Here is an 11,478-nt window from a genome sequence, read left to right as displayed (position 1 = left end):
GGCAGTTATAGTCTGCGAGCGAAAGCCGAATCGGTGAAATTCCGATACCGACAGTATAGTCTGGATGGAAGAAGTATTATATTTGATTGTATTTACTTTGAATTTTAGTCCCTGAAAGGGGACTTTTTTAGTTCCCGAAAAGGAAGTGATAGATTGAATTATGAAAAATTAATGAGAGAATGTTTTGCTTTGGCGTCCAAGGGGGCTGGTAAAGTTTTAACCAATCCTATGGTAGGAGCAATCCTTACTAAGGATGGGGAAATAATTGGCAAAGGCTACCACCATGGTTTTGGCAAAGACCATGCCGAGGTGGATTGCTTTAAAAATGCCAAGGCTGATCCCAGAGGAGCTACTATGGTAGTAAATCTTGAGCCTTGTTCCCACTTTGGGAAAAATCCCCCTTGCGTAGATGAAGTTATAAGGCAGGGAGTGAAAAAAGTTGTAATTTCAAACCTTGATACCAATCCAAAAGTAGCTAGTATTCAAAAAATGAGAGATGCTGGTATTGAAGTAATTACAGGTGTTTTAGAAGATGAGGGCAGGCTTTTAAATGAGAAGTTTTTCTTCAATATGAAATACCATAGGCCCCTTATAAGTCTAAAATACGCCATGAGTCTTGATGGCAAGATTGCAACTAAAGATTTTGACTCAAAACGGATTAGTGGGGAAGAATCTAGAGCTTATGTCCATAAGTTAAGAAATGATTATGATGCTATCTTAATTGGAAAAAACACCCTTCTTACTGACAATGCTAGACTTAATTGTAGGCTTGATGGTGGGGTTGACCCGGTAAGGATTATAGTTTCAAATGACTTAGATTTTGATAGTAATTTAGGTATTTTTAACCTGGATTCCGATAAGGAAACCTTTATAGCAACCACATCAGAAGAAGATTTGAAAGTTAAGGCAAAAAAAATTTTTTGCAAGGAAAAAAATGGTCGATTGGACCTAAATGATTTGGTAGATAAACTTTATAAGATGAATATATCCTCAATTCTTGTTGAGGGTGGGTCAATGATAAATACGAGTTTTTTGGAAAGTGACCTGGTTGATAAGATTTATGAGTTTATTGCACCAATACTTGTTGGAGGTAAGGACTCTAGGTCAGCTTTTCTTGGCCAAGGTGTAAGCGAGATTAAAGATGCTGAAAAATTTGAAATACGAAATGTAAAGAGATTTGGCAAGGATCTTATGGTTGAGGTGGCTAATGTTTACAGGAATATCATCTGAATTAGGTAAGGTCACCGAATTTAGACAAAAAAGCGACCATGTAGAAATAAAAATCACTTGTAAGGGAGTTTTAGAAGATTTAAAAATCGGTGATTCGATAATGACTGATGGTGTGTGTTTGACTGTTGTGGAATTTGGCCATGATTATTATAAGGCAGACCTCATGAAGGAAAGTCTTGACAAGACAAAATATAGCCCGGCTATTTTGGGCAAGTATGTAAATCTAGAAAGGGCTTTGAGATTTGCTGATAGACTTGATGGTCATATTGTCCAGGGCCACGTTGATGGAGTTGGCAAACTTATAGGTATAAATAAAAATGTTTACAGGTTTAAAACTAGCAGAGAAGTATGCAAATATATTGTGAATAAGGGGTCTGTTTGTATAGACGGGATATCTCTTACGGTTTCTTTTGAAAGTGCTGATACTTTTGAGGTTTCGCTTATTCCTGAAACTATTGCCAATACAAATTTCAAATACAAAAAAATTGGTGATTTAGTTAATATTGAGACAGATATTATTGGACGTTTTGTAGAAAAATTATATAGAAATGATAAAAAGGAGGATTTAGGTTCCCTATTAGGCCTAAGCTAAGATGACAAATATAGAAAAAGCTATAGAAGCTATAAGAAATAATGAATTAATCATAGTTATAGATGATGAGTCAAGAGAAAATGAAGGTGATTTTATCTGTGCAGGAGAAAATGTTACAGGTCAAATGATAAATACCATGGCGAAATATGGTAGGGGTCTAATTTGCACACCTATTGGAAAGGAAATTGCTGATAATTTAAAGTTAACACCAATGGTAAATAACAATACAGATAACCATGAAACAGCCTTTACAGTTTCTATTGACCATGTAAATACTTTAACAGGTATTTCTGCTTTTGAAAGGGCTGATACTATAAGAAATCTTGTAAATCCTTCTTCAAAACCAGAAGATTTTAGAAGACCAGGTCATGTTTTTCCTCTTGTGGCAAAAAAGGGTGGAGTTCTTGAAAGAGATGGACACACAGAAGCAACTATTGATTTGATGAAGCTTGCCGGAATGAAAGAAGTTGGGCTTTGCTGTGAAATTATGGCTGATGATGGCCATATGATGAGGGGAGAAGACCTTGTAAAACTTGCCGATAAACTAGGTCTTGTTATGACAAGCGTTGCTGAACTTCAAGCCTATATCAGAGAAAATAAGACATTTGACCTTGAGATGACAAATCCTGTTAAGCTTCCATCAGAATATGGAGAATTTACTGCGATTGGTTTCATAGATCCAGAAAATGGCAAGGAACACATTGCCCTAACAAAAGGGGATATTAAGGGAGAAAATATCCTAACCAGGATTCATTCAGAGTGCCTGACAGGAGATGTTTTGGGATCTAGAAGATGCGATTGTGGTAACCAACTCCACAAGGCTCTAAAAACTATTGAAGAAAATGGACAAGGTGTATTACTTTATATGCGTCAAGAAGGACGTGGTATTGGTTTGTTTAACAAACTTAAGGCTTACGAACTCCAAGAACATGGATTTGACACAGTTGATGCCAATAGGAAACTAGGTTTTCCTGATGATATGAGGGACTATAAGGTTGCTGCAGAAATTTTAAAAAAATTAGGAGTTAAATCTGTAAAGCTTATGACAAATAACCCTGACAAGGTAAAGCAGATTGAGCAGTATGGAGTAAAAGTAAGTGAGAGAAGGCCTTTAGAAATAAAATCAAATGACATTGATAGAAATTACCTAAAGGTAAAAGCGGTTAGAATGGGTCACCAATTAAGAGAATTTAAGGAGAATAAGTAATGCGTGAATACAGTGCAAATTTAGTTTCAAAAGATAAAAAATATGCGATAGTTGTTGCGAGGTTTAATCACTTTATAACAGATAGGTTACTTGAAGGTTGTCTAGATGCCCTAAAAAGACATGAAGTTAAGGATGAAGAGATTTCTATAGTTAGGGTCCCAGGTGCTTTTGAAATCCCACTTGTAGCTAAAAAACTTGCAAAAAAAGAAGATGTAGATGCCGTAATTTGCTTGGGAGCAGTTATCAGAGGCGATACACCACACTTTGATTATGTTTGTGCAGAAGTATCAAAGGGTGTGGCTAGTGTTGGACTTGAAAGCGAAAAACCAGTTATTTTTGGTGTTGTAACTACAGATAATATCGACCAAGCTGTTCAAAGAGCTGGTGTTAAGTCCGGAAATAAGGGAGCTGAAGCTGCTATATCCGCAATAGAAATGGCTAACCTAGTTGACCTTATATGATCTTAGTATTTGATTTTGACGGGACAATCCATAAGACAGAAATCGCCTACAAAAAAGCAATCACTGAAAGTTTAGCTGACTTAAACCTAGATGTAAATGATTTTGATTTTAAATCTTTTATAGGCATGGGACCCAAAGAAGTTTGGGATATAATTTTAAAGGATGATTCTGATAAAACACCCTATATAAAGAAAAATGGAGACAGGATTATCAAATATATGGAGGAAGAAGGCGAACTTTTTCCAGGTGCCATTGAAACCCTAGCTTACCTAAAAAATAAGTATGATCTTTATATACTTTCTAAATGCAGACGTGTTTATATGGATGCAGCTAGGGAAAAATTTGGTCTTGATAGGTATTTTTCTAAATATTTTGTTGGAGAAGATTATAACTTTTTAGACAAGTACAAAATCCTAAGAAGAGAGCTAAAAGAAGAATATATAATGATAGGAGATCGCAGGGAAGATATGGAAGCGGGCCTTAAAAATGGACAAAAGACTATCTTTGCGACTTATGGATATGGTTCATTAGCAGAGTCAGAGGGAGCCTATAAAAATATATCCTCAATCACAGAATTAAAAAATATTTTATAAATAATTTCCTGCAGGGTTCCTTGCAGGATTTTTTCTTATAAGTAATATGATTTTCTAAACTTGTATATAGCAGTATAATTAAAGTATGAGAATTAATAATCGAGAGGAGAAACTATGAAATATTTTGGTACAGATGGATTTAGGGGTGAGGCTAATAAAAACCTTAATGTTTACCATGCTTTTAAAATTGGTAGATTTATAGGAGATTATTTTTCAAAGAAGAATAAGGGCCACGGAAAAATCCTAATCGGCAAGGATACCAGAAGGTCATCTTATATGTTTGAAGATGCCCTATCAGCTGGTATTACTTCATCAGGATCAAATGCCCACCTACTACACGTTACACCAACTCCTTCAGTTTCATATATTACAAGGACAGAAGATTTTGATTGTGGAATTATGATAACAGCTAGCCACAATCCTTATTATGACAATGGTATAAAAATTATAAATAGTAAAGGCGAAAAAATGGAGGATGAATTCCTTTATAAGCTAGAAGAATATATTGATAGCAACATAGAAGATATTGACCTAGCAGTTGGCGAGGATATAGGAAGGACAGTTGACTATATTGGAGGCCGTAATAGGTACATCGCTTATCTTATACAAACAGTAACCAAGTCTTTTGAGGGAATCAAAGTTGGACTTGACTGTGCAAATGGTGCAGCCTTTACTATAGCAAAACCAGTTTATGATGCCCTTGGAGCCGACACATTTCTTATAAATGCAGAACCAAATGGTTTTAATATCAATAGGGATGCTGGTTCTACCCATATAGATGGGTTGAGAAAATACGTAGTTGAAAACAAACTTGATTTGGGCTTTGCCTTTGATGGTGACTGCGACAGGTGTATAGCTGTTGATAATGAGGGAAATATAATAGATGGAGATTCTATACTTTATATACTAGCAAATTATTTGAAAAAAGACGATGCCCTTGATTCAAACACAGTAGTCACAACTGTTATGTCAAATATTGGACTTTATAAGGCTTTTGACAAATTAGGAATTAATTACGAAAAAACTGATGTTGGTGATAAGAATGTTCACGATCGTATGTATGAAAAAGATATAGAATTAGGTGGTGAACAGTCTGGACATATTATTTTGAAGAAATTTGCCAATACAGGCGATGGTATATTAACTTCTTTAAAAATAATGGAAGCTATGATTGAATCTAAAAATGACCTAAAGAGTCTAGTGCGTGACCTGAAAATCTACCCTCAAGTTTTAATAAATGTGAGAGTTAAGGATAAAAACACTGTTTTGGACAACGAAAAAGTAAGGGCAAGTGTAGAAAAAATAGAAAGAGAACTTGAAAATTCAGGCAGGGTTTTAGTCCGTAAATCAGGAACAGAACCACTTATAAGGGTAATGGTAGAAGCTGAGACAGAAGAAATTGCAAATGATTCTGCTATGGAAATAGTCAATACCATTAAGGAAAATGGCCTCAGCCTTGATTAAAGATTGTAAAAGTGGAAGAGAAATTGATATAAGAGAGAGTTTTCTAATTGTTAGAGGCAGGGTTTTTGCCAAAGAATCCTATGTTGCTTTTGATACATCAAAGCTTAAGGCCTATCCACCCTTAGTTTATTATGACAGGGAGGATGAGTATTTAGGCAGGTTTGAAGAGGAAGGTCTATATGAGTTTGATGATATAGAAGATATATTACTCTCTTATAGCGATACTTGTTTTTCTAACCACGATTTGGACGATTTAAGACAATTGCTTGTGAAAAAAAGAGAAGAATTTGTGAAAAAAATCTTAAAATAGCAAGCAAAGTGTTGACAAGAATGGACTTAGCAGGTAATATATATCATTGTATGGAAGTATCCGTATAGACAAATAGGAGGTGTTTTATGAGAGTTAAAGTTAAATTAGAATGCACAGAATGCAAAAACAGAAACTATGATACAACAAAAAACAAAACCCATCATAGTGAGAGAATTGAGCTTAAGAAATACTGCCCATTCTGCAAAAAACACACAGTTCATAAAGAAACAAGGTAGGAGATACAATGGCTAAGAAAAAAGATTCTTTCTTCTCTGGAGTAAGCAAAGAGTTCAAGAAGATTCAATGGCCAGTCAAAAAGACAACTTTAGAGTACACTTTGTTAGTAATCGCCATCAGTGCGGTGACAGGTGTTGCTATTTGGTGTCTTGATAAGATATTCCATTTCCTACTATCAACAATATTGTAGGTGGACAATGACTGATTCTTTAAACTTTGAACCTAATAAAGAAGAAGAAAAGGAAGCTTTATTAACCGAGATAGAAAAAAATGCCAGGTGGTATGTAGTTCACACTTATACAGGCTATGAAAATAGGGTTGCTGACAAGATTCAAATGATGATTGATAATGAGCAAAACCCGGACATAGTAGATGTGACTGTACCAACTGAGGAATATGTCGAGGTTAAGAACAACGATAAGAAAGTAAAGACTAGAAAGTTATTTCCTGGCTACGTAATGGTAAAAATGAACGTTACAAGTAAATCTTGGTATATTATAAGAAATACCCAAGGTGTTACAGGTTTTGTTGGTCCTGATGGGGATCCAGTTCCATTAACTAAAGCTGAAGTTAGAAAATTCGGCGTAAAGGAAAAAGAACCTGTATTTAATATCAATGTAAAACCAGGAGATGATGTAAATATCATTGCTGGCCCATTCAAAGACTTTGTTGCGAAAATCGAAGAAATTGATATGGAAAAGGGCATTATAAAAGCATATGTAGATATGTTTGGTCGTGATACACTCATAGACCTAGAATATAGTGATATTGAAGAAATTTAGTACTGCTAAACAGTGGGAGGGGTAACCCGAATCACCACAAGGAGGTAAATTATGGCAGAAAAAGATATACAAGCGATAGTAAAACTACAAGTACCAGCAGGGGCTGCATCACCAGCACCACCAGTAGGAACTGCTTTAGGTCCTCACGGAATCAACATAATGGAATTTGTTCAAGCATTTAATGCTAAAACAGCTGACCAAGCTGGAATGATTATACCGGTTGAAATGACTATTTTTACGGATAGAACATTCAAATTTATAACAAAAACACCACCAGCACCAGTATTAATCAAAAAAGCTATCAACCTAGCAAAGGGTTCAGGTGAACCAAACAAAAATAAAGTTGGATCAATCAAGAGAAGCCAACTTGAAGAAATTGCTAAAACTAAGATGGAAGATCTTAACGCTGCAAGCCTAGAAGCTGCAGTAAGCATGATAGCTGGAACAGCAAGAAGTATGGGAGTCACTGTAGAAGATTAGTGGGAGAGTTTACTCGTTAACCACAGGAGGTATTAAATGGCTAAAAGAGGAAAGAAATATATAGAATCAAAAGCTTCATATGATTCTACAAAAGAATATGAATTAAATGAAGCTCTAGAAATTGTTGAAAAAACTGCTAAGGCAAAATTTGATGAAACTGTAGAAATTCACTTCAGTTTAGGTGTAGATAGTAGACACGCTGACCAACAAGTTAGAGGTACAGTTATTTTGCCACACGGAACAGGTAAGGTACAAAGAGTTCTTGCTTTCGTTAAAGAAGATAGAATTGACGAAGCACTAGCAGCAGGCGCAGACTTTGCTGGTAATGAAGAATATGCTGAAAAAATCCAAAAAGAAGGTTGGTTAGACTTTGATGTAGTAATAGCTACACCTGATATGATGGCTACAGTTGGTAGACTAGGTAGGGTACTTGGTCCTCAAGGCCTAATGCCAAACCCAAAAACAGGTACTGTTACAAACGACATCAAACAAGCCATAGAAGACATCAAAGCTGGTAAGGTTGAGTATAGAACAGATAAGGCTAACTTAATCCACGTTCCAGCTGGAAAGGTATCTTTCGGTGCTGAAAAATTAGCTGAAAATATCAAAGCTCTAATAACAGAAGTTGTAAAGGCAAGACCAGCAGCAGCAAAAGGAAAATATATCAAATCAATTACCGTTGCATCAACAATGGGACCTGGTGTAAAACTACAAGCAAGTAGAGCAAGCGAATTAGTAGAAACAAAATAATTTGCATTATAACCAAATTGGTGATATAATATATAGGTCAAATAAACAGGCTACCAAAGACTACGCAGACTGAAATGTTTAATTATTGCGTATAGGTGGGAGAAATTAACTACATCCCCACCGATGTAGGCGCTATTAAGGCGTCTATATAAGTGGGGTTTTTAAATACCTACCATTAGCCTTAGGAGGTGAAAAAGTGAGCGACAAAGCTATAGCAGCTAAACAGTTGATAGTTGACGAAATCAAAGCTAAAATCGAGGGTTCACAATCAGTAACACTTGTTGGTTTTAACGGCATGGACGTTAAGGAAATCACAGATTTGCGTAACAAATTCAGAGAAAAAGAAACTGAATATAAAGTTTACAAAAACACAATGATGAGATTTGCTTTCCAAGAACTAGGTTATGATGAATTAATTGAAGATTTAAAAGGATCTAACGCCCTAGTATTTTCAAAACATGACTTAGTAGATGGTCCAAAGATTGCAGTTGACTACAGAAAAGAAAAAGAAGCAAATGAAGAAAAATTAGTTTTAAAATCAGGTATAGTTGAAGGTAAATATCAAAATGGCGAACAAATGATGGCAATAGCTACATTACCAGCTACAGAAGTATTACATTCAATGCTTGCAAATGTACTACAAGCACCTATCAGAACTCTTGCCGGAGATCTTAATAACGCAATTTCTAAACTTGCTATTGCCCTTAATGAAGTGGCAAACAAAAAAGAAAACGAAGCAGCATAATAAAATAACAATAAAATTTAAGGAGAATTAAAATGGCATCAGAAAAAGTAACAAACTTATTAGAAGAAATTAAAAATCTTACAGTTCTTGAACTTTCAGAACTAGTTAAAGCAATCGAAGAAGAATTTGACGTATCTGCACAAGCAGCAGTAGCAGTAGCAGCTCCAGCAGCAGGCGGAGCAGCTGGTGAAGCAGCAGCAGAAAAAACTGAATTTGACGTAGTTCTTAAATCAGCTGGTCAATCAAAAATCAACGTTATCAAAGTAGTTAAAGACTTAGCTGGTCTTGGTCTAAAAGAAGCTAAAGCTTTAGTTGATGGTGCTCCAGCTAACGTTCTTGAAGGCGTAGCAAAAGATAAAGCTGAAGAAGTTAAAGCAGCTCTAGAAGAAGCAGGCGCTGAAGTAGAACTTGCTTAATTTAGCTTAATTAAACATCACTAGGTTAATCCTAGCTAAACCTCCCATCATAGTTTTTGGGAGGTTTTTTGCTAGTAATTATAAGTAAAATTTTTAAGTGAATAATAGGTAATACTTACCATAAATAATGGAAAATTATTAGTTATAGGACAGAAAAAAATATATTTAGGAGTGTTGCTGATTTAGAGAATCATTCCCAAATGATTGACAAATAGACATTTTAGCGTATATTACTTTCTAGAAAGGTTTGGGATAATATGCACGATTTATTAGAAAGTTTAAGAGAAGAAGACTACGATAAAAGAATCGGTAAGCTTAAACAAATCCTTCAGGATAATAAAATAAGAATATCACATCAAAGACTTCTGATTTTGGATTATTTGATAACTCATCCTATTCATCCAACAGCAGAAAAGATTTTTAAAGATTTAATGGCTAAGGATCCTGTTATTAGTCAGGCAACTGTTTATAACAGTTTAAATCTTTTTGTCAAGCATAAGCTTGTAAAGGAACTTGATTTTAACATGGCATCTAAAAGATATGAGTTTAAAAGACCTAGCCATGGTCATTTTATTTGCGAATCTTGTGGGGTTATTAAGGATTTAGAAATTCTAGATATTGCAAAACCCGATATACTAAAAGATTATACTATAGACACAACTGAAGTAATATACAGGGGAATCTGTCCTGATTGTAAATAATAAATTTAGCGTTATTTAACGCTTTTTTTATTTGATTAATTGAGGATGAACATAAAAAATAATATTATACTTACCAGGCAAAATTTTAGCTCTAATTATTGCATATGTTGTTCGATTTATAGAAAATCTTCTACCTAAGCACATTATAAGGGAATCAGTTATATCCTTATTTATAGGTATGTTTTTAAATAATATAATAGATATCAACAAGGTTTTAAGCCCAGGAATTGCTTTTACTTCTAAAAGACTATTAAAATTCGCTATTATACTTTTTAGAGCAAGTTTAAATATTAATATAGTATCAAATGTAGGAAAGCTATCAATTTATGTAATGGTTTTTACCCTCTTAACTTGCTTTGGTTTAGGTTATTTTATTGGCAAGGCTCTTGGTCTTAATTGGAAGATGAGCAACCTTATATCAGCTGGAACTGGCATCTGTGGTTGATCTGCAATTGCATCTATAGCTCCAGTAATAGAAGCAGAAGATACAGATATATTTGCATTGAGTGCTACATTTTCATTTGATATTTTAATGATGGTGGCCTTTCTTATTATTGGTATGGCTATGAGTCTTTCGGATATTGGCCTATGGGCTTTGGACTGGAACAGCTATAAATGATACATTAAGTGCATTAGCAGTTGGTTATGCCTTTTCTGCTGCAGCAGGTGATTTTGCAACCATGGTAAAACTCACAAGAACACTTTCAATTATTCTAGTAGTACTAATTTTTAGGATGATACACCATAGGTTGGAAGTAAAAAAACATGGTAAAGAATATGTAGAAAAGAAATTTTCAACATTTTCTATACTTCCATTTTTTATAATAGGATTCTTGTTCATGGTAATGCTTAAATTCTTAGGTTGTATATCAGACGATCTTTCAACAACCTTAAAGGTAATTTCAAAATTCCTAATGGTGGCAGTCCTAGCGGCCATTGGTCTAAACACAAAGTATAGAGATATGAAGAAAGAAGGCATAAACCCAATGCTTCATGGCTTTATTATTTCTCTTCTTGTCATAATTGTGGCTATTGCTGTAATATATTTTATGGTTTTAATGTAAATTTAAAAATCAGGTGATTAGAAAATTACCTGATTTTACTTTATAAAAAATCTATCTATAATTAAATTAATATATCAATAGTAGTTACTAATTGACCTGAAAATTATATCGAAAAATATGATTGAAGATAGAATATTTAAAATAATTTATTAATGGATTTATAATAATTCATAAAAATTGGTAAAAAAATGGAGCCACTTCCCGGAATTGAACCGAGGACCTCTTCCTTACCATGGAAGCGCTCTACCTACTGAGCTAAAGTGGCACACTTCTTATTATACAATCGGTTTTTAGAAAAGCAAGGATATAAATAAAATAAATTTCATGAAATTAATAGAATTTTTAATATAATTATGGTAAAATAATGTATATGAGTACATTAGGAGGATTTAATGAGCAAACAAACATTTGAAAGAAGCAAACCACATATTAACATTGGTACAATC

The 11,478-nt window shown here is 34.3% G+C and carries 17 protein-coding genes and 1 tRNA gene; 17 read left to right on the top strand and 1 reads right to left on the bottom strand.

The window, feature by feature from the left end:
* Positions 1-153 precede the first annotated feature (153 nt).
* The 17 genes from ribD (at position 154) to RQ907_RS05120 (ending at position 11,032) form a co-directional block, all read left to right on the top strand.
* Positions 154-1,230, top strand: coding sequence for a bifunctional diaminohydroxyphosphoribosylaminopyrimidine deaminase/5-amino-6-(5-phosphoribosylamino)uracil reductase RibD (gene ribD / locus RQ907_RS05200; RefSeq protein WP_311492323.1), 1,077 nt, complete (start codon positions 154-156; stop codon positions 1,228-1,230).
* Positions 1,208-1,822: a riboflavin synthase gene (locus tag RQ907_RS05195; protein ID WP_311492322.1), complete on the top strand. Its 615-nt coding sequence runs from the start codon at positions 1,208-1,210 to the stop codon at positions 1,820-1,822. The genes ribD and RQ907_RS05195 overlap by 23 nt, the downstream gene beginning before the upstream one ends.
* 1 nt (position 1,823) lies before the next feature.
* Entirely contained in the window at positions 1,824-3,029 is a 1,206-nt protein-coding gene (gene ribA, locus RQ907_RS05190; RefSeq protein WP_311492321.1) for a GTP cyclohydrolase II, read from the top strand.
* Positions 3,029-3,490: a 6,7-dimethyl-8-ribityllumazine synthase gene (gene ribE, locus RQ907_RS05185; RefSeq protein ID WP_311492320.1), complete on the top strand. Its 462-nt coding sequence runs from the start codon at positions 3,029-3,031 to the stop codon at positions 3,488-3,490. Before ribA ends, ribE begins: the two co-directional genes overlap by 1 nt.
* Complete coding sequence (locus RQ907_RS05180; protein ID WP_311492319.1) at positions 3,487-4,083, top strand: HAD family hydrolase; 597 nt, start codon at positions 3,487-3,489, stop codon at positions 4,081-4,083. Before ribE ends, RQ907_RS05180 begins: the two co-directional genes overlap by 4 nt.
* A 114-nt stretch (positions 4,084-4,197) precedes the next feature.
* Positions 4,198-5,547: a phosphoglucosamine mutase gene (gene glmM, locus RQ907_RS05175; protein WP_311492318.1), complete on the top strand. Its 1,350-nt coding sequence runs from the start codon at positions 4,198-4,200 to the stop codon at positions 5,545-5,547.
* Positions 5,540-5,857, top strand: coding sequence for an aspartate 1-decarboxylase (aspartate alpha-decarboxylase) (locus tag RQ907_RS05170; RefSeq protein WP_311492317.1), 318 nt, complete (start codon positions 5,540-5,542; stop codon positions 5,855-5,857). The genes glmM and RQ907_RS05170 overlap by 8 nt, the downstream gene beginning before the upstream one ends.
* 86 nt (positions 5,858-5,943) lie before the next feature.
* The gene (gene rpmG / locus RQ907_RS05165; protein ID WP_004828827.1) at positions 5,944-6,093 is read left to right on the top strand and encodes a 50S ribosomal protein L33; all 150 of its coding nucleotides are present in this window, start codon (positions 5,944-5,946) and stop codon (positions 6,091-6,093) included.
* Positions 6,094-6,101: 8 nt separating this feature from the next.
* Positions 6,102-6,284 (top strand): preprotein translocase subunit SecE, encoded by a 183-nt coding sequence (secE, locus tag RQ907_RS05160; RefSeq protein WP_311492316.1) that lies wholly within the window; start codon positions 6,102-6,104, stop codon positions 6,282-6,284.
* A 7-nt stretch (positions 6,285-6,291) separates the two neighbouring features.
* Positions 6,292-6,876 carry a transcription termination/antitermination protein NusG gene (nusG, locus tag RQ907_RS05155; RefSeq protein WP_311492315.1) on the top strand — a complete coding sequence of 195 codons (585 nt, stop codon included), beginning with the start codon at positions 6,292-6,294 and terminating at the stop codon, positions 6,874-6,876.
* A gap of 51 nt (positions 6,877-6,927) precedes the next feature.
* Entirely contained in the window at positions 6,928-7,356 is a 429-nt protein-coding gene (gene rplK, locus RQ907_RS05150) for a 50S ribosomal protein L11 (protein ID WP_004828830.1), read from the top strand.
* 36 nt (positions 7,357-7,392) lie between these two features.
* Positions 7,393-8,106, top strand: coding sequence for a 50S ribosomal protein L1 (gene rplA / locus RQ907_RS05145; RefSeq protein WP_311492314.1), 714 nt, complete (start codon positions 7,393-7,395; stop codon positions 8,104-8,106).
* Between the two features lie 196 nt (positions 8,107-8,302).
* On the top strand, positions 8,303-8,851 hold the full coding sequence (gene rplJ, locus RQ907_RS05140; RefSeq protein WP_311492313.1) for a 50S ribosomal protein L10: 549 nt from the start codon (positions 8,303-8,305) through the stop codon (positions 8,849-8,851).
* Between the two features lie 32 nt (positions 8,852-8,883).
* Positions 8,884-9,267 carry a 50S ribosomal protein L7/L12 gene (gene rplL / locus RQ907_RS05135; protein ID WP_311492312.1) on the top strand — a complete coding sequence of 128 codons (384 nt, stop codon included), beginning with the start codon at positions 8,884-8,886 and terminating at the stop codon, positions 9,265-9,267.
* Positions 9,268-9,524: 257 nt separating this feature from the next.
* Positions 9,525-9,968: a Fur family transcriptional regulator gene (locus tag RQ907_RS05130; RefSeq protein WP_311492311.1), complete on the top strand. Its 444-nt coding sequence runs from the start codon at positions 9,525-9,527 to the stop codon at positions 9,966-9,968.
* A gap of 58 nt (positions 9,969-10,026) precedes the next feature.
* Positions 10,027-10,413, top strand: a complete 387-nt coding sequence (locus RQ907_RS05125) for a putative sulfate exporter family transporter (protein ID WP_311492324.1) — start codon at positions 10,027-10,029, stop codon at positions 10,411-10,413.
* Positions 10,414-10,549: 136 nt separating this feature from the next.
* Positions 10,550-11,032 (top strand): putative sulfate exporter family transporter, encoded by a 483-nt coding sequence (locus tag RQ907_RS05120; RefSeq protein ID WP_311492310.1) that lies wholly within the window; start codon positions 10,550-10,552, stop codon positions 11,030-11,032.
* 189 nt (positions 11,033-11,221) lie between these two features.
* Here the strand turns inward: RQ907_RS05120 and RQ907_RS05115 are convergent.
* Positions 11,222-11,297, bottom strand: a tRNA-Thr gene (locus RQ907_RS05115).
* Between the last annotated feature and the right edge of the window lie 181 nt (positions 11,298-11,478).

Source organism: uncultured Anaerococcus sp., assembly GCF_963510575.1.
Lineage (GTDB): Bacteria > Bacillota > Clostridia > Tissierellales > Peptoniphilaceae > Anaerococcus.
This window is presented reverse-complemented; position numbering and strand designations above follow the sequence as displayed.

Excerpts from the sequence above, each read along its gene's own strand:
- secE (WP_311492316.1), top strand. The coding sequence starts at position 6,102 with ATGGCTAAGAAAAAAGATTCTTTCTTCTCTGGAGTAAGCAAAGAGTTC.
- rplK (WP_004828830.1), top strand. The coding sequence starts at position 6,928 with ATGGCAGAAAAAGATATACAAGCGATAGTAAAACTACAAGTACCAGCA.
- rplL (WP_311492312.1), top strand. The coding sequence starts at position 8,884 with ATGGCATCAGAAAAAGTAACAAACTTATTAGAAGAAATTAAAAATCTT.
- rplA (WP_311492314.1), top strand. The coding sequence starts at position 7,393 with ATGGCTAAAAGAGGAAAGAAATATATAGAATCAAAAGCTTCATATGAT.
- RQ907_RS05195 (WP_311492322.1), top strand. The coding sequence starts at position 1,208 with ATGTTTACAGGAATATCATCTGAATTAGGTAAGGTCACCGAATTTAGA.
- RQ907_RS05130 (WP_311492311.1), top strand. The coding sequence starts at position 9,525 with ATGCACGATTTATTAGAAAGTTTAAGAGAAGAAGACTACGATAAAAGA.
- nusG (WP_311492315.1), top strand. The coding sequence starts at position 6,292 with ATGACTGATTCTTTAAACTTTGAACCTAATAAAGAAGAAGAAAAGGAA.
- RQ907_RS05180 (WP_311492319.1), top strand. The coding sequence starts at position 3,487 with ATGATCTTAGTATTTGATTTTGACGGGACAATCCATAAGACAGAAATC.
- ribE (WP_311492320.1), top strand. The coding sequence starts at position 3,029 with ATGCGTGAATACAGTGCAAATTTAGTTTCAAAAGATAAAAAATATGCG.
- rpmG (WP_004828827.1), top strand. The coding sequence starts at position 5,944 with ATGAGAGTTAAAGTTAAATTAGAATGCACAGAATGCAAAAACAGAAAC.
- ribA (WP_311492321.1), top strand. The coding sequence starts at position 1,824 with ATGACAAATATAGAAAAAGCTATAGAAGCTATAAGAAATAATGAATTA.
- glmM (WP_311492318.1), top strand. The coding sequence starts at position 4,198 with ATGAAATATTTTGGTACAGATGGATTTAGGGGTGAGGCTAATAAAAAC.